This is a genomic window from Erythrobacter sp. QSSC1-22B, assembly GCF_001678665.1.
Taxonomy (GTDB): Bacteria; Pseudomonadota; Alphaproteobacteria; order Sphingomonadales; family Sphingomonadaceae; genus Qipengyuania.
Genome location: NZ_LZRP01000001.1, coordinates 648,705 through 672,641 on the forward strand (window position 1 = coordinate 648,705; position 23,937 = coordinate 672,641).

Annotated in this window: 26 protein-coding genes; 12 read left to right on the plus strand and 14 right to left on the minus strand. The window is 65.3% G+C overall.

What is annotated here, in order from left to right; translation table 11 throughout:
• Positions 1 to 20 precede the first annotated feature (20 nt).
• Both A9995_RS03045 and A9995_RS03050 read left to right on the plus strand, forming a co-directional pair.
• Positions 21 to 473: an MAPEG family protein gene (locus A9995_RS03045; RefSeq protein WP_067608937.1), complete on the plus strand. Its 453-nt coding sequence runs from the start codon at positions 21 to 23 to the stop codon at positions 471 to 473.
• 58 nt (positions 474 to 531) lie between these two features.
• Positions 532 to 966, plus strand: coding sequence for an MAPEG family protein (locus A9995_RS03050; RefSeq protein ID WP_067608938.1), 435 nt, complete (start codon positions 532 to 534; stop codon positions 964 to 966).
• A 20-nt stretch (positions 967 to 986) separates the two neighbouring features.
• On the opposite strand, the gene trxB is transcribed toward A9995_RS03050, so the two are convergent.
• From trxB to A9995_RS03090, 8 genes are all read right to left on the minus strand, one after another.
• Complete coding sequence (trxB, locus tag A9995_RS03055; RefSeq protein ID WP_067608941.1) at positions 987 to 1,991, minus strand: thioredoxin-disulfide reductase; 1,005 nt, start codon at positions 1,989 to 1,991, stop codon at positions 987 to 989.
• Between the two features lie 62 nt (positions 1,992 to 2,053).
• Positions 2,054 to 2,833 carry a tyrosine-protein phosphatase gene (locus A9995_RS03060; RefSeq protein WP_067608946.1) on the minus strand — a complete coding sequence of 260 codons (780 nt, stop codon included), beginning with the start codon at positions 2,831 to 2,833 and terminating at the stop codon, positions 2,054 to 2,056.
• Positions 2,834 to 2,876: 43 nt separating this feature from the next.
• Complete coding sequence (locus A9995_RS03065) at positions 2,877 to 3,539, minus strand: TIGR02281 family clan AA aspartic protease (protein WP_067609503.1); 663 nt, start codon at positions 3,537 to 3,539, stop codon at positions 2,877 to 2,879.
• A gap of 70 nt (positions 3,540 to 3,609) precedes the next feature.
• Positions 3,610 to 4,551: an NAD(P)/FAD-dependent oxidoreductase gene (locus A9995_RS03070; RefSeq protein WP_067608949.1), complete on the minus strand. Its 942-nt coding sequence runs from the start codon at positions 4,549 to 4,551 to the stop codon at positions 3,610 to 3,612.
• A 15-nt stretch (positions 4,552 to 4,566) separates the two neighbouring features.
• On the minus strand, positions 4,567 to 5,565 hold the full coding sequence (gene egtD / locus A9995_RS03075; protein WP_067608951.1) for an L-histidine N(alpha)-methyltransferase: 999 nt from the start codon (positions 5,563 to 5,565) through the stop codon (positions 4,567 to 4,569).
• The gene (egtB, locus tag A9995_RS03080; protein ID WP_233998074.1) at positions 5,565 to 6,839 is read right to left on the minus strand and encodes an ergothioneine biosynthesis protein EgtB; all 1,275 of its coding nucleotides are present in this window, start codon (positions 6,837 to 6,839) and stop codon (positions 5,565 to 5,567) included. Before egtB ends, egtD begins: the two co-directional genes overlap by 1 nt.
• A gap of 155 nt (positions 6,840 to 6,994) precedes the next feature.
• Positions 6,995 to 8,368: a class II 3-deoxy-7-phosphoheptulonate synthase gene (locus tag A9995_RS03085; RefSeq protein WP_067609505.1), complete on the minus strand. Its 1,374-nt coding sequence runs from the start codon at positions 8,366 to 8,368 to the stop codon at positions 6,995 to 6,997.
• A gap of 200 nt (positions 8,369 to 8,568) precedes the next feature.
• Positions 8,569 to 11,529, minus strand: a complete 2,961-nt coding sequence (locus A9995_RS03090) for a pitrilysin family protein (protein WP_067609507.1) — start codon at positions 11,527 to 11,529, stop codon at positions 8,569 to 8,571.
• Positions 11,530 to 11,641: 112 nt separating this feature from the next.
• Between A9995_RS03090 and A9995_RS03095 the strand changes: the two genes are divergently transcribed.
• The 7 genes from A9995_RS03095 (at position 11,642) to A9995_RS03125 (ending at position 15,965) form a co-directional block, all read left to right on the plus strand.
• The gene (locus tag A9995_RS03095) at positions 11,642 to 12,223 is read left to right on the plus strand and encodes a NifU family protein (protein WP_067608955.1); all 582 of its coding nucleotides are present in this window, start codon (positions 11,642 to 11,644) and stop codon (positions 12,221 to 12,223) included.
• A 39-nt stretch (positions 12,224 to 12,262) separates the two neighbouring features.
• Positions 12,263 to 12,871 (plus strand): malonic semialdehyde reductase, encoded by a 609-nt coding sequence (locus A9995_RS03100; protein ID WP_067608956.1) that lies wholly within the window; start codon positions 12,263 to 12,265, stop codon positions 12,869 to 12,871.
• 45 nt (positions 12,872 to 12,916) lie between these two features.
• Positions 12,917 to 13,546 (plus strand): tRNA (adenosine(37)-N6)-threonylcarbamoyltransferase complex dimerization subunit type 1 TsaB, encoded by a 630-nt coding sequence (gene tsaB, locus A9995_RS03105; RefSeq protein ID WP_067608960.1) that lies wholly within the window; start codon positions 12,917 to 12,919, stop codon positions 13,544 to 13,546.
• Positions 13,543 to 14,010, plus strand: coding sequence for a GNAT family N-acetyltransferase (locus A9995_RS03110; protein WP_067608963.1), 468 nt, complete (start codon positions 13,543 to 13,545; stop codon positions 14,008 to 14,010). The genes tsaB and A9995_RS03110 overlap by 4 nt, the downstream gene beginning before the upstream one ends.
• A gap of 136 nt (positions 14,011 to 14,146) precedes the next feature.
• A complete protein-coding gene (locus A9995_RS03115) occupies positions 14,147 to 14,587 on the plus strand; it encodes a MucR family transcriptional regulator (protein WP_067608967.1) in 441 nt (146 codons plus the stop codon).
• Positions 14,588 to 14,659: 72 nt separating this feature from the next.
• Positions 14,660 to 15,082, plus strand: coding sequence for a Fur family transcriptional regulator (locus A9995_RS03120; protein ID WP_067608970.1), 423 nt, complete (start codon positions 14,660 to 14,662; stop codon positions 15,080 to 15,082).
• Entirely contained in the window at positions 15,054 to 15,965 is a 912-nt protein-coding gene (locus A9995_RS03125; protein WP_067608972.1) for a 1-acyl-sn-glycerol-3-phosphate acyltransferase, read from the plus strand. The genes A9995_RS03120 and A9995_RS03125 overlap by 29 nt, the downstream gene beginning before the upstream one ends.
• Here A9995_RS03125 and A9995_RS03130 read toward each other — a convergent pair.
• The 6 genes from A9995_RS03130 to A9995_RS03155 all read right to left on the minus strand — a co-directional run bounded on the left by A9995_RS03130 (position 15,962) and on the right by A9995_RS03155 (position 21,592).
• Positions 15,962 to 16,846, minus strand: coding sequence for a LysR family transcriptional regulator (locus A9995_RS03130; RefSeq protein ID WP_067608974.1), 885 nt, complete (start codon positions 16,844 to 16,846; stop codon positions 15,962 to 15,964). The genes A9995_RS03125 and A9995_RS03130 overlap by 4 nt on opposite strands.
• A 44-nt stretch (positions 16,847 to 16,890) precedes the next feature.
• A complete protein-coding gene (locus A9995_RS03135) occupies positions 16,891 to 17,808 on the minus strand; it encodes a hemolysin family protein (RefSeq protein ID WP_067608977.1) in 918 nt (305 codons plus the stop codon).
• Between the two features lie 20 nt (positions 17,809 to 17,828).
• A complete protein-coding gene (gene ybeY / locus A9995_RS03140) occupies positions 17,829 to 18,317 on the minus strand; it encodes an rRNA maturation RNase YbeY (protein WP_067609509.1) in 489 nt (162 codons plus the stop codon).
• Between the two features lie 140 nt (positions 18,318 to 18,457).
• Positions 18,458 to 19,501 (minus strand): PhoH family protein, encoded by a 1,044-nt coding sequence (locus A9995_RS03145; RefSeq protein WP_067608980.1) that lies wholly within the window; start codon positions 19,499 to 19,501, stop codon positions 18,458 to 18,460.
• Positions 19,502 to 19,663: 162 nt separating this feature from the next.
• A complete protein-coding gene (miaB, locus tag A9995_RS03150) occupies positions 19,664 to 21,007 on the minus strand; it encodes a tRNA (N6-isopentenyl adenosine(37)-C2)-methylthiotransferase MiaB (RefSeq protein WP_067608983.1) in 1,344 nt (447 codons plus the stop codon).
• 120 nt (positions 21,008 to 21,127) lie between these two features.
• On the minus strand, positions 21,128 to 21,592 hold the full coding sequence (locus A9995_RS03155) for a peptidylprolyl isomerase (RefSeq protein WP_067608986.1): 465 nt from the start codon (positions 21,590 to 21,592) through the stop codon (positions 21,128 to 21,130).
• 132 nt (positions 21,593 to 21,724) lie between these two features.
• Here A9995_RS03155 and mgtE point away from each other — a divergent pair, with 132 nt between their 5' ends.
• Genes mgtE through A9995_RS03170 form a run of 3 tightly spaced genes read left to right on the plus strand, consistent with a single transcriptional unit; the run spans position 21,725 to position 23,897 of the window.
• Positions 21,725 to 23,173 carry a magnesium transporter gene (mgtE, locus tag A9995_RS03160; RefSeq protein ID WP_067609511.1) on the plus strand — a complete coding sequence of 483 codons (1,449 nt, stop codon included), beginning with the start codon at positions 21,725 to 21,727 and terminating at the stop codon, positions 23,171 to 23,173.
• A 36-nt stretch (positions 23,174 to 23,209) separates the two neighbouring features.
• Positions 23,210 to 23,599, plus strand: coding sequence for a DUF1489 family protein (locus A9995_RS03165; protein ID WP_067608988.1), 390 nt, complete (start codon positions 23,210 to 23,212; stop codon positions 23,597 to 23,599).
• 52 nt (positions 23,600 to 23,651) lie between these two features.
• Positions 23,652 to 23,897 carry a hypothetical protein gene (locus A9995_RS03170; RefSeq protein WP_067608991.1) on the plus strand — a complete coding sequence of 82 codons (246 nt, stop codon included), beginning with the start codon at positions 23,652 to 23,654 and terminating at the stop codon, positions 23,895 to 23,897.
• Positions 23,898 to 23,937 lie beyond the last annotated feature (40 nt).

The following is a 23,937-nucleotide window of genomic DNA, read 5'->3' on the forward strand; positions in this document are numbered from 1 at the left end:
CGCAACAGGGAGAATATTGAATGCAGGCTCAAATGCTCGCACCGGCCGCCGTGCTGGTGCTCTGGACGCTCGTGATGCTGTTCTGGATGGCGTTCACTCGTCTGCCCGCGATGAAGGGCCTTGGCGGCGGGTTGAAAGACGCCAAGCCCGGCGGTCGCGGCCAGAACCTCGAGGGTGTGATCCCCGACAAGGTCAACTGGAAGGCGCACAATTACGTGCACCTGATGGAGCAGCCGACCATCTTCTACGCCACCGCGCTGATCCTGGCGATCATGGGCGCAGGCGCGCTGGATGTGCTGATGGCGTGGATCTATGTCGCGCTGCGGATCGTCCACTCGGTCTATCAAGCGACGGTGAATGTGGTGAAGATCCGTTTCGCGTTCTTCATGCTCTCGACCTTTGCGCTGATCGTGCTGGCGGTGCGCGCGTTGATGGCGACGCTGCTGTTCGACCCCGGCCTGGCGCCTAGCTGAGGGCCCAACGGGGCGCCCAATCGATGGCCTGATCGAGGCCCAATCAAGGGAGAGTGCGATGAACGAGTCCGCCATCCTCCAGCCGGTGGTCGTGCTGCTGGCCTGGACCATGGTCATGTGGGTATGGATGTACGCCACCCGCCTGCCCGCGATGACCAAGGCCGGGCTCGCGCCCAACGACGCGCGCCAGATCGGCGTGCTCGACGAGCGCCTGCCGGCGCAGATCCAGTGGAAGGCACACAATTACAACCATCTGCACGAGCAGCCGACCGTGTTCTACGCGGTCTGTCTGGTGCTCGCGATGGTGGGCTGGGGCGACGGGTTCAACGCCTGGCTGGCCTGGGCCTATGTCGGCCTCAGGGTGCTACATTCGCTGGTGCAGGCGACGGTTAACGCGGTGGCGGTGCGCTTCGCGCTGTTCGCTCTATCGAGCCTCGTGCTGCTCGCGCTCGTTTTCCACGCCGCCATCTGGGCCTTCGACATCCACTTCTAGCCGGTCACGCCGCTAAAAGGTCACTCCGCCGCTTCGCGCTCTGGAGCTTCGGCGGGAGCGTGGGCGTGGCCGTCGGTGTCGATCTCGAGGTTCGCGAGAAAGCGTTCGGCATCCAGCGCGGCCATGCAGCCCATGCCCGCGGCGGTCACCGCCTGGCGATAGACGTGATCGGTCACATCGCCAGCCGCGAAGACCCCGGGGATCGCGGTCTTGGGCGTGCCCGCTTCGACCAGCAGATAACCGCCATCGTCCATCTCCAGCTTGCCCTTGAACAGTTCGGTGGCGGGCGAATGGCCGATCGCGACGAAGGCTCCGTCGGCCTTGAGCTCGCTTGCAGAGCCATCGACGGTGTCGCGCAGATTGAGATGGGTCAGCCCGCCCGCGAGCGGATCGCCCGCGAAACTGTCGACCGCCTTGTTCCACAGCACCGAGATCTTGGGGTGGTTGAGCAGACGCTCCTGGAGGATCTTTTCGGCGCGCAGCGAATCGCGGCGGTGGATCAGCGTGACGTCGTCGGAATGATTGGTGAGGTAGAGCGCTTCCTCGACCGCGGTGTTGCCGCCGCCAATGACCGCGACCTTCTTGCCGCGGTAGAAGAACCCGTCGCAGGTGGCGCAGGCCGAGACGCCCTTGCCCCCCAGCTCCTGTTCGCCCGGCGCGCCCAGCCATTTGGCCTGCGCCCCGGTAGCGATAACCAGCGCATCGCCGATATATTCGTCGCCGCTGTCGCCCACCGCGCGGAACGGCGAGCCACCCGCCAGATCGACCTCGACGATGGTGTCCCACATCATCCGTGTGCCGACATGCTCCGCCTGCGCCTGCATCTCCTCCATCAGCCACGGGCCCTGCACCACGTCGCGAAAGCCGGGATAGTTCTCGACATCGGTGGTGATCGTGAGCTGGCCGCCGGGCTGGAGGCCCTGCACCACGATCGGCTCCATCATCGCGCGCGCGCCATAGATGGCGGCGGAATAGCCCGCGGGGCCGGAGCCGATGATGAGCAGTTTGGTGCGATGGGTAGCCATGGAAAGTCTCTCGGGGAAAATGGATCGTTGAAGTGGCTATATGGGGAGCGGATGCGCCGCTGTCACGCCACCAGCCGCGTGTGGAGCCGCTCGCGCATCGGCTCGTCCACACCTATCACCGTCTCGAGATAGGCATCGAGCGAACCGTGGTCGCGCGCCACCTCCTTGCGGTATGTTGCAAGATAGTCCTCGTGCACCTCGAGCAGCGCGCGGATCGCATCCTCTTCCAGCTTGCGACCCAGCCGCTGCTCGATCCCGGGGACCGATTGTTCGCGCAGCACCGAAATGGTCGGAGCCTGATTGGTGCGGAGGAATTCGGCCAGCTGATCCTCCTCGCTGGCGCCCAAGACATGGAGCAGCAGCATGGCCGCCACACCGGTGCGGTCCTTGCCCGCGAAGCAATGCACCAGGCTGGCACCATCGCGCTGGTCGAGCGCGCGGAAATAGCGACCGAACATCGCGATCATCGCCGGATTGCGCGGCATACGGGTGTAGACCGCGATCATCCGCTGGCGCGCGAACTGGGCGGTGGTGGTGTCGGCATCGACATCCATATGCGGCGGGCTGGAACTGGTCTCGCCATCATGCGCGATCACCTCTGCGGCAAAGCCTTCGCCGCGACGGCAGGGGTTGCGCTCGCGCTCCGAAGTGCCGCGCAGGTCGATCACGGTGCGGATATCGAGCGCGTCGATGGCGGCGAGATCGGCATCGCTCGCGCCGACATGCTGGCCCGAGCGGTAGAGCAGCCCGCTGCGGACATGTCCGCCGCCCGACACCTGCCAGCCGCCGTAATCGCGGAAATTGTGAATGCCCTCGGTGGGGACGAATGGTTCGCGAATCATGCGGAAGAGAGTGGCAGCGCCGGGCCCCGGCAACAAGAGCAGTCTACTCGCTGAGATCCGCCTGCGCGGGCACGAGGATCAGCGTCCGGTCCTCGACCCGCCAGCCAGAGAGCCGCGATAGGACATTCATGCCAAGAACATTGGTCTGCCCGAGATTGGGGACGATAATGACATCGATACCGCTGGCCTCGACATTGCCGAAGCTCAGCGTGTCGGCGGTGGATATCTGCGCGTTGATCGCGCCATTCGCGGTGGTGATCCGTACAGGAATACCGCCGGTGCGCGCGGCGAGGCCGGCACGATCGGCCACTTCTTGCGAGACCGCGGTTACCGTGGCGCCGGTATCGACGAGAAAATTTGCGGGCACGCCGTTGAGCTGGGCCTCCAGCCAGTAGTGCCCGTCTGGCGAAACCGGGATCCGCGTTTCGCCGCCCTCGACCACCTGCGACGGCAGGCCCAGTTGCGGTACCGCCAGATCGATGCGCGAATCGAAGCGCGAGAGCTGGAGCACCACGGTGATCAGGATCGCACCCAGCGCCAGCGTACTCAGCGTGCGAACCACGCGCCCGGCGGGAACCCGGCGATGCACCATGACGGCCCCGATCCAGCCGCCTACCATCGCGACGATGGCGGCAATCAGCAGGTCAAAGCGAGGGATCGAGCGCACGATATCGGCGATCGCATCGAAGGCTGGGGCGAAGTCCATCACCGCGATATAGGAACGCGACCCCTGCGGGTCCATGAACCGCAGCGGTTTGCCGCGACGGGGGAGGCGCTCAGCTGGATTCGGCGATCACGCGATCGGCCAGTTCGCGCCCGGAAATCCATGCGCTTTCGACTCTCGGAGCAAGCAGCCAGTCGCCCGCAAGGCCGAGACCGAGCGCAGCGTCCCACAGCGCGGGTTCGCCCGCAACCGGCTGCGCCTTGGCATAAAGCCAGCGATGCGCGGCGAGATAGATCGGGCGCGCCGGCTCGACTGCGTTCTCGGCGCAGAAGACTGCGAGGAGTTGCTCGGCAACCTGCTCGGCCCGAAGGTCCAGATGGTCGCGCGTCCAGTCGGGAGAAGCCTGGAGAACCCAGCTTTCGCTGCCGCTGCGCCCCGGCTTGGCGCCATCGCGCGCCGCCCATGCCACCGCATCGCCCGTCGTGATCGTATCGGCGAGCGGCAGGGTTTGCGCAAAACAGGCCATCACCGTCCAGCATGGCTCCGATGTCGTTCGCTCGGCACGATCGGCAAAATTGGGCGAGAAGGGCGCCACCAGCGGCCCCGCCTGCTCGGCCGGTACGGCGATCGCAACGTGGGTATAGCCCGAGTGCGCGCCTTCCGCGCCATGCAGCACCCATTCGCCTGCACGCCGCTCCAGTCGCTCGATCCGCGTCGCCCATTGGACATCAAGCCCTTCGGCCATGGCGCGGACCGGCTCGTTCATTCCGGGAACGCCAACCAATGCCTCGGCGCCCGCTGCGGGCCAGGGCGCCACCCTGCCCGCATCGCGCCATCGTGCAACTTCCGCGCGAAACCGTTCGTCGCGCGCGGTGAAATATTGCGCGCCGTGGTCGAAACGCAATTCGCGCGCTTCTACCTGCACGCGCCGGGTCGACATCCGCCCTCCCGGCCCGCGACCCTTGTCGAAGATATCGACCGAGAGACCCGCCTGCTTCAGCGCCCGGGCGCAGGAAAGACCGGCCATCCCGGCCCCGATGATCGCGAGGGTCATGGCAGGGTCACCGCGTCAGGGCGCCTTGCGCGGGTCGGTCGCCTCGGCGAGGATCAGCGAGAAGCGCTCCTCGCCATCGAGCCAGCGCTTGCACGGGGACCAGCCGGCGGCATGGAGGAGCATGTCGGCGCTGCGGCGGGTGAATTTGTGGCTGTTTTCGGTGTGGATCGTCTCGCCCCCCGCCATGGCAAAGTTTTCCCCCGAGACCGAGAATTCGATATCGTGCATCGCCTCGAGATGCATCTCGACGCGCGCATAGGCGTCGTTCCAGCGCGCGACATGGCGCAGGCTCTCGACGGGTATTGTGCCCTCGAGCTCGCGGTTGATTCGCCGCGCGAGATTGAGGTTGAACTCACCCGTCACCCCGCCCGCATCGTCATAGGCGGCCTCGAGCACCGCTGTATCCTTGACCAGATCCATCCCGATCAGCAGCAGCGGCTGGACCCCGTGATCGGCCTGAAGCGTAAGCCGCATCGAGCGCAGCAACTCGACCGCGGTCCAGGCGACCATATTGCCGATGGTTGAACCGGGGAAGAACCCCAGCTTCGGAGCGCGCTCCACATCGGCGGGAAGCGTGACCTCGGCCATGAAATCGGCCTCGACCGGATAAACGGGTAGCCCGGGAAACTTCGCCGAGAGTTCAGCAGCCGCCTGGCGCAGGAAATCGCCCGCGATGTCGAGCGGGACATAGGAGGACGGCGCAATCGCCGCGAGCAGCAGCGGGGTCTTGACCGAACTGCCCGAGCCGAATTCGACCACCGCGCGGTCCGGACCGACCGCGGCGGCGATCTCGCTCGCGCGTTCGGAGAGGATTTCGGTTTCGGCGCGGGTGGGGTAGTATTCAGGGACCTGCGTGATGTCCTCGAACAATTGCGACCCGGCATCGTCGTAGAGCCAGCGCGCCGGGATCGCCTTATGCCCCGCGCGCAGACCCTCGAGCACATCGGCGCGAAACGCGCGATCAATCCCGCCCTCGTCGCGATCGACGAGGGTTATTCCTTCGCTGGTCTTCATCACAAATCTCTGGCGAGGCGCAGGCCGGTGAACTGCCAGCGCTGGTGGGGGTAGAAGAAATTGCGGTAGCTGGCGCGCGAATGGCCGCGCGCGGTGGCGCAACTGGCACCTTTCAGTACGCATTGTCCGCTCATAAACTTGCCGTTGTATTCGCCCACCGCGCCCGGCGCGGGCTGGAACCGGGGGTAAGGCAGATAGCCCGAGCGGGTGAACTGCCAGCAATCGCCGAACAGCCCCTCGCTGCCGCGCGGCTGGATGGGGGACGCCGTATCGAGCTGGTTGCCCGCGTCGGGGTCGTGAGCCGCGCCCTCGCCTTCCTGCCCGCGCGCGGTCGCTTCCCATTCGCTCTCGGTGGGCAGCCGCTCGCCCGCCCAGCTGGCGAAGGCATCGGCCTCGAAATAGGAGATATGCGTGACCGGCGCATCGGGATCGCGGGGCTGCCAGCCGGCCAGCGTGAATTGCTCATCATCTCGCCAGTAGAGCGGCGCGGACACCCGGTTCTCCTTCACCCAGCCCCAGCCATCGGAGAGCCACAGCGTCGCGGTGTCGTAGCCGCCATCGGCGATGAAGGCCTCCCACTCGCGATTCCTCACCAGCCGCTTGGCCAGCGCAAAAGGTTCGAGCAGCGTGCGATGCGCGGGGCCCTCGTTGTCGAAGGCGAAGCCATCTTCCTGATGTCCGATCCGGGCGATCCCGCCAGGATGGCGGTGCCAGAGATCGTCGGCGGGCGCTAACGGCCTCTCGCTCTCGCCGATCGGCTCGGCATCAAACATCGCGGGGCCCAGCGGGTTCTGGAACAGCGCATGCTTGATATCGGTCAGCAGCAGTTCCTGATGCTGCTGCTCATGCGCGATGCCCAGCGCGATCAGTTCGGCGTGCTTCGGATCGCCCAGCAGCCCCTCCATCGCGGCGGCGACATGCGCGCGATAGCCGAGCACCTCGTCGAGAGAAGGGCGCGAAAGCATGCCGCGCGCAAACCGCGCGATCCGCTCGCCCTCGGTCTCGTAATAGGAGTTGTGGATGAAGGCCCAGCGCTCGTCGAACAACGCATAATCCGCGGCGTGTTCGCGCAGCAGGAAGGTTTCCCAGAACCAGGTGGTATGCGCCAGATGCCATTTGGCGGGCGATGCATCGGCCATCGACTGGATCGTGGCATCGGCATCGGAGAGCGGCGCGGCCAGTGCCTCGCTCAGCGCCCGGGTAGCACGAAACCGCTCGGCCAGCCCGGTCGAAGGCGCGATGACGGATCTAGGCTGTAACTGAGTCACGGTCAGACCCCCTGGTACCTGCAACGTAGCAGCGACATAAATTCGACCGCCATTCAACCGCGATCTAACCCCACAATGACGAGAAACCGCCGTTTCCGAAAGGGGTTCCGCGAAAAACCTTTTCCGCACCATCTCAGGGCGCGGATTTTACAATCGGTGGCTCAGGCGGCGTCGGCCCGGCGTACCTGCGCCTCGGCGTTGAGCATCTCCGCCAACAGGAAGGCCAGCTCGAGCGATTGCGCGGCGTTGAGCCGCGGGTCGCAATGGGTGTGATAGCGATCGCCCAGCGCCTCATCGGTGATCGCCACCGCGCCGCCGACGCATTCGGTGACGTCCTGCCCGGTCATCTCGACATGAATGCCGCCAGGATGCGTGCCCTCGGCGCGGTGGACCGCGAAAAAGCCCTTCACCTCGCTCAGGATACGGTCGAATGGACGCGTCTTGAAGCCGCTGTCCGCCTTGACGACATTGCCGTGCATCGGGTCGCAGCTCCACACCACCGGATGGCCTTCGCGCTTGGCCGCGCGCACCAGCGGCGGCAAGCCCTTCTCGACCTTATCGTGGCCGAAGCGGCTGATCAGCGTGATCCGTCCGGGCTCGCGGTTGGGATTGAGCGTGTCGAGCAGCCGCAGCAGCGCCTCGGGTTCGAGGTTCGGCCCGCATTTGAGGCCCAGCGGATTGCCGATGCCACGCGCGAATTCGATGTGCGCGCTGCCTTCGAACCGGGTGCGGTCGCCGATCCAGACCATATGCGCGCTGGTGTCGTACCACTCGCCGGTGAGCGAATCGCGCCGCGTCATCACCTGCTCGTAGGGCAGCAACAACGCTTCATGGCTGGTGTAGAAAGTGGTCCGCTGCAATTGCGGCATGGTGTGCGGGTCGATCCCGCAGGCTTCCATGAAATCGAGCGATTCGCCGATCCGGTCGGCGATGTCGGCGAATTTGTCGGCCCAAGGGCTGCGGCCCATGAAGTCGAGCGTCCATTGGTGGACCTGCCGCAGATTGGCGTAGCCCCCGCCCGCAAAGGCGCGCAGCAGATTGAGCGTGGCCGCGGCCTGCGAATAGGCGCGCACCATCCGCTGGGGATCGTTACGGCGAATCTCCGGGTCGAATTCGATGCCGTTGATATTGTCCCCGAGATAGCTCGGCAGCGTGACATCGCCCTGCGTCTCGGTGGGCGATGAACGCGGCTTGGCGAACTGCCCCGCCATCCGCCCGACCTTCACCACCGGGTGCTTGCTGGCGAAGGTCAGCACCACCGCCATCTGCAGGATGACGCGGAAGGTATCGCGAATGTTGTCGGGGTGAAATTCGGCAAAGCTCTCGGCGCAATCGCCGCCCTGCAGCAGGAATGACTGGCCCGCCGCGACTTCGGCCAAATCAGCCTTGAGCGCGCGCGCCTCCCCCGCGAAAACCAGCGGGGGGTGCGAAGTGAGCGTCTCCTGCGCTGCGGCCAGCGCCTCGGCGTCTTCGTAGTGCGGCAGATGCCGCGCTTCGAATTGCGTCCAGCTGTCGGGCGTCCACGCCTTCGTCATCATCGGTCCATTCAATCGCCATACGGCAGTATCGCCGTCGCACTTGCGCAACAATCGCAAGCGGATGCCGCCTCATGGCGCAAGCAGGTTTTGCTTGGCCAGCGCAAAAACCCGATTGCCGAGATCGGGAATGCTGGACCGGTGTCGGCGCGGCTGCGTTATTGAGCCTGCTTTATCGGCCCTGCATCACCGGCCCTGAATCACCGGCCCTGCATCACTGGCGGCGCAGTCGAGGGGCGAACTTCACCGGCCAACTCCGCGCCCTCGGGTATCACCGCCAGCCGCCAGCCCTCGCGACCGCCGAAATATTTCTGCGCCAGCTGCATCATCGCCTCGGGCGTGGTGCGCGAATAATCGGTGAGCAGCGAGCGCAGCAGCGCGATGCGCCGCGGATCGACGGTCGAACCCTCGAGCTGATACAGCCAGAACAGATTGCCGCTCGAAGCGCGCGAGATCGACTGGCGCAGCGGTTCGGTCACCCGTGCCAGCTCGTCCGCTGCTGGGGGCGTGGTGGCGAGTTCATCGGCGATCCGCTCCGCTTCCTGGAAGAAGATCGGAACATCCCCCGGCTGCAATTGCGCCAGTGCGCTGATGCGGCCACCGCTCGGGATGTCGCTGGGCCATTCGGAACGCACAATGGGTGCATAGCTGGCCCCTGCCCGCTCACGCATCGCGTCGAACAGCCGGTTGTTGAACAGCTGGACAAGGATTTCGAGCTGGCGCGATTCGGGCAGGCCAGCCACCCCGCCGCCGCTCGGCCAGGCGATAACCGCTGCTGCCTGGTTGGCATCGCCACGGTGGTAACGGATGGTGGTGTCCTCGTCGTCCGGGAAGGATGGCACGCGGGCCGCAATGACCTCGGGCAGATCGCCGCGCGGTTCGAGAGCGCCGAAGGTTCGCGCCAATGCCGCCACCGCTTCGTCGCGTTCAAAATCCCCGAAGATCAGCAATTCGACCGGACCTTGCGCCAGCAACGGCTCCCAGAAGGCGCGGAAGCCTTCTGGGTCGGTCTCGGCGAGCGCGGCGAGATCGGGCGTCGCGAACCGCGCATCGCCATCGCGCAGCAGCGCGTCGAGATCGCGGTTGAGTACGCCGGCCGGGCTGGTGGCGTAGCTTTCATAGGCCAGTCGTGCCGCTGCCTGCGCGCGCAATATCGGATTGGGATCCCAGCGCGGCATGTCGAGCTTGGCAGCGAAGAGATAGAGCTGGTCGGCGAGATCGTCGGCGCGGGTCTGCGCGAAGAACGTAAAGGCGCCCTCGTCGACCGCGAAATCGAAGCCCATCTTGCGCCCGGTACTGATCCGGTCGAGCTCTTCCTCGCCCAGTTCGCCGAGGCCCGAACTGATCAAGGCCATCTCGCCGAGCCGGACATAAGCGGCCTGCGCCGGATCGATCGCGCGATAGCCGCCGCCGAACCGGACCTTGACCGAGACGCGGCCCGGCTCGGCATTGTTGGCCCACAACAGCGCCTTGACGCCATTGGCGAAATCGACGCGTTCGACATCGAGCACCCCGATCGGCCCGGCCCGGACGACTTCGCCGGGCTCGCCGATTGGCGGCAATTCGTCGAAGGCGATCGTGGCGGCGGTGAGCCGGGCGCTGCCGTCGGGCTCGACCGGAGCGGCGAGCGCGACGCGCAGTTCTTCCGCGCTCGCCTCGCCCGCGGCGGGGGTGACATAGGCGGAGCGGATCACAGATCCGGCAAACAGCGCGCGGGTGTGATCGAGAATTTGCTGCGGGGTGATCGCATCCTTCATCCCGCGGAACACGGTCAGCACGGTCTCAGGCGCAGCGACCGCCTCGCGGATATCCACCGCCTGAACGATATCGTCCGCCAGCCTTCCGCCCGCCATCACCGATCGTTCGGCAACCGAGCTTTCGAAGACCTGCTCGAATTCGGCGATCTCGCGGTCGATTTCCTCTTCGGTCGGCGGGGTCGCCAGCGCATCGGCGATCACCGCGCGAACATCACGCAGGGCGGTATCCCAGTCATCGCTTAGCGGTGCCATGCTGACGAAGGTGGCATCGGTCGAACGGCTGACGTCGTCCTGCTGGACCTGCGCGTAAAGATAGCTGCCACCGGCGCGGGCGCGCGATTCCAGCCGCCGGTTGATCAGCGCCTGTGCCAGCGAATCGCGTAAGAGACCTTGGTTGTAGACGATGGTGTCCTGCACCGGGCGCCACGGACGCAGCACCGCATAGGTCAGGCTGCGCGGCAAATCGGGCTCGACGATGACCACCGCCTCCCCCACCGGGTTGGCGGGATCGGTGCCTTCGGGCGCCACCGGATCGCCGAAGCTCGGCGCGGGCGTGGGGTCGCCGCGCCCTTCCCAGTCGCCGAACTTGGCTTCGATCTGTGCCGCGAGCAGCATCGGGTCGACATCGCCGACCGCAACGATCACGGTGTTCTCGGGCCGGTACCAGCGGCGGTGGAAGGCGTCGACGCTGCGGCCGGTTGCGGCCTGCAGCGTTTCAACCGTACCGATGGGATTGCGGGTCGCGAGCGGCTGGCCGGCGAACAGTGTCGCACGGCTGGCATCGGCGCTGCGTTGCGCCGCGCCGCCGCGCTCGCGCATTTCGGCAAGCACGATCGGGACTTCGGCACCCACGGTGGTATCGCTGAGCACGGGTTGGCGAACCATGCCAGAAAGCAGCTTCATGCTTTCCTCGAGCTTGGCGGCATCGATATTGGGCAGATCGAGCTTGTAGACCGTGTGCGTCGGGCTGGTCTCGGCGTTGGTATCGCTGCCGAAAGTCGCGCCCAGTCGCTGCCAGGTCGGAATCGCCTGGGAGGTGCCGAGATATTTGCTCTCGCGAAACAGCAGGTGCTCGAGCAGATGCGCATAGCCGCGCTCATCCTCGGTCTCGTGCAGCGAACCGGCATCGATGCGGACGCGGATCGACGCCTGGTCGGGCGGCACGCCGTTGCGGCGCACCGCATAGCGCAGGCCGTTGTCCATCTCGCCGAACAACCATTCATCGTCGCGCGGAACATCGCTGCCGCGATAGATCCACGGCACTTCGTCCCCGGTCTGCAGCGCGGCGGGCGCCGGAGCCGATACCGGAAGCGCAATCTCCTGCGCCACCACGGGCTGCAGGGCGAAAAGCGCAATGGGGGCGAAAAATGCAAGCTGTCGGGCAGCACGCGTGAAGATGGTCATGAGCGCCATATAGGGTGCCCTCGGGTGAAGCGATAGTGAACGCGCATGAGTGAACGCGAAGGCGAGGTGTGGTGCCTTGCCCCGGCCGGTTGCGCACCCTACATCGCAAGGCATGTTCATAGAGACCGAAACCACGCCCAATCCGGCGAGCCTCAAATTCCTCCCCGGCCAGCAGGTCATGACGCAGGGGACGCGCGAATTCGCCGATCCCGAAACCGCCGAGGCCAGTCCGCTGGCCGAGGCGATCTTCGACACCGGCGAGGTGGTAAACGTCTTCTTCGGCAGCGACTTTATCTCGGTCACCGCGGCGCTGGGGGTCGACTGGAATGCGCTCAAACCGCAGGTCCTCTCGATCCTGCTCGACCATTTCGTCGCCGAGGCACCGCTGTTCGCGCCCGGCACCGCCGCCGGGATCGCGGTACCGCCCGAAGGCGGCGATCTGCTGGTCGAGGAAAATGCCGAGGACGCCGACATCGTCGCGCAGATCAACGAGCTGCTCGACACCCGCGTGCGGCCCGCGGTGGCCGGCGATGGCGGCGACATCCAGTATCGCGGCTTCAAGGACGGGATCGTGTTCCTGACGCTGCAGGGTGCCTGTTCGGGCTGTCCGTCGTCTTCCGCCACGCTCAAGCACGGCATCGAAGGCCTGCTGAAACATTACGTGCCCGAGGTCGTTGAAGTCCGCGCCGCCTGATTTCGACCAGCACCATCATAGTACTGCACTAGGACTTCCATGACCAAGCAATTCCACGACCATGCGCTGTCCGCCGACGCGCTCGACCAGATTTTCCGCGAAGCACGCACCTACAATGGCTGGCTCGACAAGCCGGTCAGCGACGAGCAGCTTCATGCGATCTACGAGCTGACGAAGATGGGGCCGACCTCGGCCAATATGCAGCCCGCGCGGATCGTGTGGGTCAAGTCGCAGGAGCAGAAGGACAAGCTTGCCGAGCTGGCCTCGGATGCCAATGCGGACAAGATCCGCGCTGCTCCGGTCACTGCGATCGTGGGCTACGATATCGATTTTCACGAGGAACTGCCCTGGCTGTTCCCGCACACCGACGCCAAGAGCTGGTTCGAAGGCGACGAGGCGGGCCGCATCGAGGGTGCCAAGCGCAATTCAGCGCTGCAGGGCGCCTATATGATCGTTGCGGCGCGCGCGCTCGGGCTCGATTGCGGTCCGATGTCCGGCGTCGATCTCGACGGGATCACGAAGACCTTTTTTGCCGACCAGCCGCGCCATCGCGCGGATTGGGTCTGTTCGATCGGCTATGGCGATCCGAAAAGCATCTTCGACCGCAGCCCGCGTCCCGATTTCGACAAATTCACCCGGATCGTTTGAGGCCCGCGGCTTGAAGGTTGTTCGAGGCTGAGGCATCGCACCTGTATGCGAACGCTTGCAATCGAATGCGCCACCGAAGCCTGCTCCGTCGCCCTGTTCGAGGGCGCGGGTGCGGGCGCACGACTACTGGATCATCGTCACGAATTGATCGGCCGCGGCCATGCCGAACGGCTGGTGCCGATGATTGCCGAACTGCCCGATCGCGGGGAGGCGAGGCGTATTCTGGTCTCGCTGGGTCCCGGCAGCTTCACCGGCACACGGATCGGGCTGGCAACGGCCCGCGCACTGGCGATAGCCTGGGATTCCAGGGTGCTGGGGTTCCCGACCCTCGCACTGGTCGCAGCGACCGCAAGGGCTGTGCAGAACGCAAACGGATCGCCGCTCCTGGTGGCCATGAGTGGCGGTCATGGCGAATTTCTCGTGCAGGCTTTTGATGCCCAGGGCCTGGCGCTGGCAGACCATGCCTCGCTTGCCCCGGACAGCGCCGCCCGCGTCTCCGATACGAAACTGGTCGTCGGCAGCAGGGCGGATGAACTGGTGGCGCTGCGCGGCAGCGGCGAGGCGCTGAACCTGCTGCCCGATGCGCGCTATGCCTGCGCCCTCCCCGCTCGACTCCTCACAGACCGGCTCGCCCCGATCTACGGCCGCCCTCCGGACGCCAAACTCCCGGCATGACGCAGGAAGAAACGATCGACGCCATCATGCATGTCATGGAACGGGCATTCGATCCGTTCTGGCGAGAAGCCTGGAACCGGCAACAGGTCTCCGACAGTTTTGGGCTCTCCACGACCCATGCGCTGCTGATCGATGCACAAGGCAATATCGCCCAAGATCCCGCAGAGACGATCGGCTTCGTGCTGTCGCGCCTGGTGCTGGATGAAGAAGAATTGTTGCTGGTCGCCATCATACGCGAATATCGCGGTCGGCAACTGGGCAAGCGCATGATCGAATATTCCGCCGCGTCCGCCCGCGAGAGAGGCGCGACGCGGATGTTTCTCGAAATGCGGGCGAACAATCCGGCCGAACGGATCTATCGCGCCGCCGGGTTCGAACGCATCGGAATGCGCAAGGATTATTACCGTACCACTGACGGGCAGAAGCTCGACGCGATCACTTTCGGTAAAAATTTAACCAAATGATCGACCTGTTCGTCGAGTATTACTTGAAAACCGCCTACTGCAGTTGCAATTGGGGGCCGAACGGTTCAAGGGGCCGCGTCAGAAGCCTCGGCAATAAGAGGCCACTACAACCGACCCGGATCGCGAAGGATTGAAAATGGATAATTTCGAGAACGACACGAGCGAAATGCTCATCACCCTCACCAGCGACATCGTCGCTGCCCATGTGAGCAACAACAGCGTTTCCGTGGACGAAGTCCCGACGCTGATTTCGAAGATTTACGGTGCGCTTGTCGAACTCGGCACCAAGGATGAGCCCGTCGAGGAAAGGCCGGAACCTGCCGTTTCGATCCGCGCGTCGGTAAAACCCGACTATATCGTCTGCCTCGAAGACGGAAAGAAATTCAAGATGCTCAAGCGGCATCTGATGACGCGGTACAACATGACCCCCGACGACTACCGCGCGCGCTGGAACCTGCCTGCCGACTATCCGATGGTTGCACCGAACTACGCGGCTACGCGCCGCGACCTCGCCAAGAAGATCGGCCTGGGCCGCAAGCCCGGTCAGAAGCGCGGTAGCAAGAAGAATACCGCCTGAGCGCGGTCTGAAGCTTGAGCAAGACGCCTCGCCCCTCTATGGGTGCGGGGCGTTTTTGTATTGGAGCATGACTTGCAGCAGCGGATCGACCTCGAACAGCTTTGCGCGGACAAGGGGCTGCGGATAACCGAGCAGCGCCGCACCATTGCGCGTGTCCTGTCCGAGAGCGACGATCACCCCGATGTCGAGATGCTGCACCAGCGCGCCTCGGCGATCGATGCCAAGATCTCGATCGCTACGGTCTATCGCACCGTCCGCCTGTTCGAGGACGCGGGCATTCTCGACCGCCACGATTTCGGCGATGGCCGCGCGCGCTACGAAGCCGCGCCCGAAGCCCATCACGACCATCTGATCGACGTCGAAAGCGGCAAGGTCGTCGAATTCGTCGACCCGGAACTGGAAGCCCTGCAGAAGCAGATCGCGGAGAAGCTGGGTTACCGCCTCGTCGATCACCGGATGGAACTCTATGGCGTCCGGCTCGACCGCGAAGGCTGAAACCCGCAGCAACGCGCGGCTTGCCGCGATGCGCGGTGAGACCACACAGCTCGATCTACCCGGCCGGATACGGCTCGCGCTGCGGTCGGCGGGGATCGTTGCGCTGCTGATCTTCTTCGTCCCGCTGCATTACCTGTTCCGCATTCTCGCCTATGGCTCGCCCTTCCCGATGTATTTCCTGCGCTGTGTCGCGCGGGTATCGGGCGCGCGGGTCGAGATCATCGGCACACCGCTGCGGCGCGACGTATTCTTCATCTCCAACCACGTCTCCTGGATCGACATCCTGGCACTCGCGGGCGCCAGCGGCACGGCATTCGTCGCCAAATACGAGTTGTCGCAAGTTCCGGTCATCGGCTGGCTGTGCTCGCTCAACCGGACCGTTTTCGTCCAGCGCGAGAACCGCCTGGGGGTCGCTTCGCAGATCAACGCGTTGCGCGAGGCGCTGGCGGACAATTGGTCGGTGACGGTTTTTCCCGAAGGAACCACGACCGACGGTCATTCGCTGCTGCCGTTCAAGTCGAGCATCCTTTCGGTGCTCGAACCCCCACCCTCAGGCGTGCTCGTCCAGCCGGTGATGCTCGACTATGGCGAAGCGGGCGAGGAGATCGGCTGGATCGGCGATGAAGGCGGGCTCAACAACGCCAGGCGAATCCTCTCGCGGCGTGGCACCTTCCCGGTGCGGATTCATTTCCTCGACCCCTTCAGCCCGGAAGAATATCACGGACGCAAGGCGATCGCCGCCAAGGCGCGCGAGCAGATCGAAGAGGCGTTGCTGGCCGCACTCGATCATCCATTGCGCGATTTCGCTCACACGGTCGCGCCGGTCCGCTATGTCGCGCCCGCAGATCGCGCGGCAGGGAGCAACCCGCCACCGCGCAACTAGAGCTCGGCGCGGACCAGCCAGTCGTGGAAGATCCGCACCGGGCGTTCCTCGAGCGCGGTCGGGCGGCAGACGAACCAGTAGCTGTAGGGGCTCTCGACCTCGACCCCGTAGAGATTGGTCAGCCGCGCATCGGCGGCGCGCCGCAGGTGGTCGTCGTGCATGATTGCGATCCCCAGCCCCTGCGCCGCTGCCGCCAGCATCAGCTGGCCCGAATCGTAGTGGTCGATCGCCGCGGGCTCGAGATCATGGAGCATGAGCGCCGCCTTCCACGCCTCGAAACTGGCGGGCAGTTCCTGATGGATGAGGAAGGTCTGCTTCGACAGCAATTCGCGATCGGGTTCGGCCCCGACCGCCGCAGCAATCGCACGGTTGGCGATGGCGTGGACCCGGTTGTAGTCGAGCCGCACGGCATGCAGTCCGCTGGCGGGGCCACGTGACAGGATGATCCCGGCATCCAGCGTGTCCCCTACCCGGTCCTCGATATGCGGCCCGGTGTCGATATCGATATGCAGCAGCGGATGCGACGCGCGCAGTTCGCTCAGCCGCGGGAACAGCCGCTGACTGCCGAACAGCGGCAACACGCCAAGCCTCAGCCGCAGCAGCGACAAATTCTCCGACTGGCTTTCCACGGCGCGGGCCAGCGCCTCGAGATGCGGATTGACCGATTCGTAAAAGGCCTGACCCTCGTCGGTCAGCTGCATCGACTGGCGCGCGCGGGTGAACAGTTTCTTGCCCACAAAGCTTTCGAGATTGCCGATCCGGCGCGACAGCGCGGAGGGACTGAGACCAAGCTCGTCAGCTGCCGCACGCGCCGATCCGAGACGGACGGTGCGGGCGAAGGCTTCGAGCGCACGGAGCGGGGGAAGTCGGCGGATGACCATCGCCTACTCCATGGCGTCCGCAAGCTGTCCTGTCGAGTGCGCGATCAGTCCGAGACCTCGCGCTTGGGCTCGTGCAACCGCAGACGAGTGACGTGGGTCTCGTCGCCGTCGATGACCTCGATCCGCCAGCCGCTCGGGTGGTCGACCACCGCGCCGACGGGTGGAACCTGTTCGGCCAGCACGAAAGTCAGCCCGCCAAGCGTATCGACCGATTCCTCGACCTCGGCCAGCCGCGGATCGATCCGTTCGGCGACCTCGTCGAGCTCGACGCGGGCATCGCAATCCCACATCCCGTCGCCGATCGAGAGGATCAGGTCCACCGGCGTTTCATCGTGTTCGTCCTCGATCTCGCCAACGATTTCCTCGACCAGGTCCTCGATGGTGATGATCCCGTCGGTACCCGAAAATTCGTCGAGCACGATAGCGAGATGCATCCGTTGCGCGCGCATGTCGGCCAGCACGTCGAGCGCGTTGCGGGTCTGCGGCACATAGAGCGGCTGGCGCATCAGCACCGTCCAGTCGGCCGGGGGTGCATCGCCGCGCGCGAGGAATGGAAAGACGTCCTTGAGATGGATCATGCCGACCACCTCGTCGAGCTGGTCGCGATAGACCGGCAGGCGCGAATGACCGTGTTCGGCGAAGACATTGACCAGCTCGTCCCAGCTCGAGCTGGCTTCGACCGCGATAATCTCGCCGCGCGGGATCGACACGTCGTCGGCGTCGTGCTCGCTGAAATGCAACAGGTTGCGCAGCATCTGGCGTTCGACCGGCGACAAGTCTCCCTTGCGGCTCTCGACCGTTTCGGGGGTGCCGGAGTTCTCGCCCTCGTGCTCGTCGATGGCTTCCTCGAGCTGCGCACGCAGCGAGCGATCGCCACTATCGGAGTCGAACAATCTGCGGATAGCGGGCCAGAGCCCGCTGCTACTTTCCGCGTCTCCCGCGGTTGATGACGAATCGGGCATGGCCCTGGAATGCACTCCTTCTAGATACGATCCCCATATGGATCAGGGATCGCCAGCATTTCAAGCGCCGCGATTTCGAGCCGCTCCATTTTGGCGGCCTGCTCGTCGCTATCGACATGGTCGTGCCCGGCCAGATGGAGCAGGCCGTGGACGATCAGATGAGCCGCGTGATCGGCCAGCGCGATGCCCTTTTCCTCCGCTTCGCGCGCGCAGGTTTCCTGCGCCAGCGCGATATCGCCGAGCAGTTCGGGAGGCCCATCTGCTGCGAGTGCAAGCAGGTCGTCGCGCGCCAGCATCGGGAAGGACAGCACATTGGTCGGCTTGTCGCGCCCGCGCCATTCGCGGTTGAGCGCGTGGACCTCGGCATCGGAGGTGAAGAGCAGGCTGGCCGAAAGGCGCAGGTTAGCAAGCTCGGGCGCGACTGCAGCGGCGGCGCGGGCCGCGCGGTCGGCAAGTCCCGACCAGTCGCCACTAGGCCAAGGGGGCTCGATCTCGGTGTCCAGGTCCACTGTCTTCGGGCTTTCGGTTCGGGCCATCGCTGCGATCACTCGTGCCTGCCTAAGGCGATTGCGGTAAAAATGGTATGTTCGGGAATCGGAGCAAAGCCGCCAAACGCGCGTTGCCCCGCCCCATCGAACCGCCAGTCCGCCTAAGCGTCCGGCCCCTCGTAGGCTTCGACGATCCGCCCGACGATAGGGTGGCGGACCACATCGCCGACACCGAAACGGATCGTGCCGAAGCCTTCCACGCCTTCCAGCTTGTCGACCGCATCGGCCAGTCCGCTCATCCCGATCCCGCCGGGGATATCGACCTGCTTGGGATCGCCGCAGACCACCATCCGGCTGTTCTGGCCGAAACGGGTGAGGAACATCTTCATCTGCTCGCGGGTGGTGTTCTGCGCCTCGTCGAGGATGATAAAACTGTCCGCCAGCGTCCGCCCGCGCATGAAGGCGATCGGCGCGATCTCGATCTCGCCGCTGGCCATCCGCCGGTCGACCTGTTCGGGGGGCATGCAATCGTAGAGCGCGTCGTAGAGCGGGCGCAGGAAGGGATCGACCTTGTCCTTCATGTCGCCGGGAAGGAAGCCGAGCTTCTCGCCCGCCTCGACCGCGGGGCGCGACAGGATCAGCCGCTGGACGCTGCCGCTGATCAACTGGCTGACCGCCTGCGCCACCGCCAGATAGGTCTTGCCGGTACCCGCCGGGCCAAGCGCGAAGATGATGTCGTCGCGGCTGAGCGAGCGCATATAGGTCGCCTGCGCAACGCTGCGCGGCACGATGGTCTTGCGCCGGGTGCGGATCATGATCGGCGGCAGATCGGGCTCGCCTTCGATGATGCCATCGAGCGTCGGCTCGTTCGACATGGCGATCACCGCTTCGATGGTGCCGGCGTCGAGATCCTCACCCAGCGCAAGGCGATCGTACATCGCCTGCAGGACGTCGCGCGCGCGGGCGACACTGTCCTCGGGCCCCTCGACATGAATCTGGTCGCCGCGCGCCGAGATGAACACGCCGAGGCGATTCTCGACCTGGACCAGATTGGCATCGAACTGACCGAACAGCGCGCCAAGCAGGCTCTGGTTGTCGAAGGTTATCTCGGTCTGGGCGCGGCGAATCTCGCGCTGGGGAACGGGCGGACGCGACAGCGCCGGAGTGGCGCCGCTGCGGGGTTTGCTGGCGGATTTTCGAGCCATAGGGTCCTTTGCAACTCGGCCAGGCGCGGCCTTGCGAGTCGCGAACTTACGCCCGTCACCGCGCAGTGCAAGCGGCGCTGCGGCATGGCGGGGGATTGTCACGCCGACGCAATGGTTTGGCGCGGATTGTCCGGTGCGGGAGCGGCGGTGAGGGAGCGGCGCTCAGGCCGCGACGGTCTCGCGCACGAGACCGCGCAGCGAATTGGGCCCGGCCTCGGCGAGATGGACCCGGACGAGATCGCCGATCGCGCACTCGCCCTCGAACCACACCGATTGCAGCCACGGCGACTTGCCCAGCCATTGGCCGGGAAGCTTGCCCTTGCGCTCGACCAGCACCTCGCAATCGCGCCCTTCGCTCGCGCGGTTGAAGGCGTGCTGGTCACGGTTGATCGCGGCCTGGAGCCGCTGGAGCCGCTCGTCCATCACCTCCATGCCGACCTGATCGGCCATCGTGGCAGCGGGCGTGCCCGGGCGGGACGAATATTTGAAGCTGTAGGCCTGCGCGTACCCCACCGCATCGACCAGCGCGAGTGTCTCGGCGAACTCGGCCTCGGTCTCGCCCGGGAACCCGACGATAAAATCGCCGCTCAGCGCCAGATCGGGCCGCGCCGCGCGGAAGCGCTCGAGCAGGCGCAGATAGCTGTCCGCACTATGGCTCCGGTTCATCGCCTTGAGCACCCGGTCGGAGCCGCTCTGCACCGGCAGGTGGAGATAGGGCATCAGCTTGTCGATCTCGCCATGCGCGGCGATCAGATCGTCGTCCATGTCGGCGGGGTGGCTGGTGGTGTAGCGAATCCGCGCCAGGCCATCGACCTGCGCCAGCGCGCGGATCAGCCCGGCAAGCCCGACCTTGTGGCCGCGCTCGTCCTCGCCGCTCCAGGCGGAAACGTTCTGGCCCAACAGCGTGATCTCGCGCGCTCCGGCATCCACCAGCTTGCGCGCCTCCAGCGTCAGATCGGCGTAAGGGCGGGAAATCTCTGCGCCACGCGTATAGGGCACCACGCAATAGGTGCAGAACTTGTCGCAGCCTTCCTGCACGGTGAGGAAGGCGGCGGGCGCGCTCCTGCGACGCTCGGGCAGCGCCGCGAATTTGGCGATCGCGGGCATGTCGGTGTCGGTGTTGCGTTCGCCCTGCACCGCCCTGTCGATCATTGCAGGAAGGCGGTGATAGGCCTGCGGTCCGACCACCATCGACACCGCCGGGGCGCGCGCCATGATCTCGTCGCCCTCAGCTTGCGCCACGCAGCCCGCGACCGCGATAAGCGGCGTCTTGCCCGCCTTTGTGCCCGCCTTCACCAGCCGTCCGATGTCGGAATAGACCTTCTCGGCAGCGCGCTCGCGGATGTGGCAGGTGTTGAGCACCACCAGATCGGCCTCTTCGCCTTCCGGCGCAGGTGTAATCCCGCGCTCGCCGAGCATTTCGGCCATCCGCTCGCCATCATAGACGTTCATCTGGCAGCCGAAGCTCTTGACCCTGTAGGTCCGGGGGGCGCTGGTCGGTTTCATGGGAGGCCGCGCTTTAAGGGAAAGAAGGCGCCGGTTCAATGGCGCGGGATAGCGCGAGATAGCGCAAGGGGGACTTGCGACGGTTGGAGGCCCCCGCGTCGGCGGAGGCCCCCAAACCGGTCAGCTCACAACGGCCGTTACGATCTTGCCCGGCTCGCGCGGCGGCTCGCCCTTGGGGAGCGCGTCGACGTGGTCCATGCCGCTCTCGACCTGGCCCCAGACGGTGTATTGCCCGTCGAGGAAATGCGCGTCGTCGAGACAGACGAAGAACTGGCTGTTGGCGCTGTCGGGCACCTGGGTGCGCGCCATCGAGCACGTGCCGCGGGTGTGCGGCTCGGAATTGAACTCGGCTTTGAGATCGGGCTTGTCGCTGCCGCTCATGCCGGTGCCGGTGGGATCGCCGCCCTGCGCCATGAAGCCGGGGATCACGCGGTGGAACACCACGCCGTCGTAAAAGCCGCTTTTGGCCAGTTCGGTGATCCGCTCGACATGGCCGGGGGCCAGATCGGGGCGCAGCTTGATGACGACATCGCCGCCCTTTCCGTCGCCGCAATCGAGGGTGAGGGTGAGCTTTTCGTCGGCCATGATATTGTCTCCTGAGGTTGCGGCGCCGATATAGGCGATGCACGGCCAATGTCACCACCTGCGGCTTGCTTTTGGTGCCTCCTCGCCTAGAGCGGCGCCATGGCAAAACGCGAGCGCCCGGACGACGAAACGATGCTGGGCGAGCGCCGGCAGACGTCCGCGCGGCCCGAGGATCGCCACGAACCCCGCCCTGATGGCCGCCCCGACGATCGCATCGACGACGAGCGGATGGACGAGGAGAACATCCTCAAGCCCGAATATGTCCGCAGCGTGCAGGATGCCCTGGAGGCTGGCGACGACGCGCAGGTCTACGAGCTGGTCGAACCGCTCCATCCCGCCGACATCGCCGATCTGCTGGAATTGTTCGAGCGCGACGAGCGCCACCAGCTCGCCGCCGCCATTACCGATCTGATGACCAGCGATGTCGTCGCCGAACTCAATGATTTCGTCCGCGACGACATGATGGAATCGCTGCCCGCCGCGCGGGTGGCGCTGATCGCCGAGCAGCTCGATACCGACGATGCGGTCCAGCTGATCGAAGATCTCGGCCGGGAGAACCAGCAGGCGATTCTCGCCGAACTCGATGCCGAAGACCGGCACGCGATCGAGAGCGCGCTTGCCTATCCCGATGAGACCGCCGGGCGGCTGATGAACCTCGATTTCGTCGCGGTGCCCGAACATCTCACGGTTGGCGATCTGATCGATTTCCTGCGCGACGATCGTGCGCTGCCCAATGATTTCTTCGAAATCTTCGTGGTCGACGAAAAGCATCATCCGGTGGGTACCTGCCAGCTGTCGTGGGTTTTGCGCACCCCGCGCACGATCCCGCTGGTCGATGTGATGAAGCGCGACCAGACGCTGATTCCGGCCACGCTCGACCAGGAAGAGGTCGGCAACATGTTCCAGAAATATGCGCTGATCAGCGCCGCGGTGGTCGACGAGAGCGGCCGGCTGGTCGGGCAGATGACGGTCGACGACGTGGTCCACATTATCGCCGAGGAAGCGGGTGAAGATGCCCTGCTGATGAGCGGCGCGGGCGACGGCGACATCAACGAGCCGATCCGCGACGCCTATTTCAGCCGGGTGCGCTGGCTGGTCGCGAATCTCGGTACCGCACTCGTCGCCAGCCTCATCATCGCCGCCTTCGGGGCCGCGATCGAGCAATTGGTGGCTCTCGCGGTGCTGATGCCGATCGTCGCCAGCATCGGCGGTAACGCCGGCACGCAGACCATGGCGGTCACCGTGCGCGCCATCGCGATGAACCAGCTGACACGCTCCAACACCAAGCGCATGCTGATGCGCGAAATGCGTGTCGCGGCGCTCAACGGCGCAACCATCGCGCTGCTGATAGGCCTCGCGACGGGTGCGATCTTCACCCCCATGCTGGGACTGGTGATCGCGACGGCGATGATCGTCAACGTGATCATCGCCGGACTGGCGGGGGTCATGGTCCCGGTGATCTTCGACCGGCTCGATACCGACCCCGCGGTCGCATCGAGCGTTTTCGTCACCATGATCACCGATTCGATGGGCTTTTTCGCCTTTCTCGGGCTGGCGGTCGTGAGCGGCGTGGTCGGCTGACTTGAGGCCCGCCGCCATAGCCCTATCTAGGCTGTCATGCCTCTTCATCTGACCAAGATCGCCTTCGGCGCGAAATCCTATGCCGGGATCGAGGGCTGGTACGCCGACCGCCCGCGGGTGAGCGTCAACACCCGCTATCGCCCGACGCGCTGGGAGGAATGCATCGGCGGCTCGCTGTTCTGGATTCACGAGCACAATCTGGTCGCGCGCAGCCCGATCATCGGCTTCACCGAACAGGACAATGGCCGCTGGTTCATCGATCTCGAACCGCGGCTGATCGCGGTTCTCCCCAAGCCCAAACGCGCGCATCAGGGCTGGCGCTACCTCAAGGGCGATCCGCCGCGGGATCTGGAAGAAGGCGAGGATATCGGCGACATCATGCCCGGGCGCCTCGCAGGCCGGCTCCAGAAGCTCGGCCTCATCTGAAAAACGGAACATCGACGGTCGGTCATGCGTTGGTGGGGAAAGGAGATATTCTATGCCCGAACGCCAATCCATGCACCCCGACAACAAGCTGATCGACGAACTGACCCAGAACCCGACACCCTCGCAGCAGAGCAGTTCGGGCGGCAACGTCAATCGCGATGTCGGCAAGCGCGGCGAACTCAATCGCGCCACCGATCCCGACAATCGCGAACCCGAGGTCGGTTCTGACAATCCCGCTCAGGATGCGAAGAAGGGTCCCAAGACCCGTGCCGCAATTCAGGACGAACGCAACAGCTGACCCTGCTACCACGCGCAACGAACGCCGCCCCCCGGGGCGG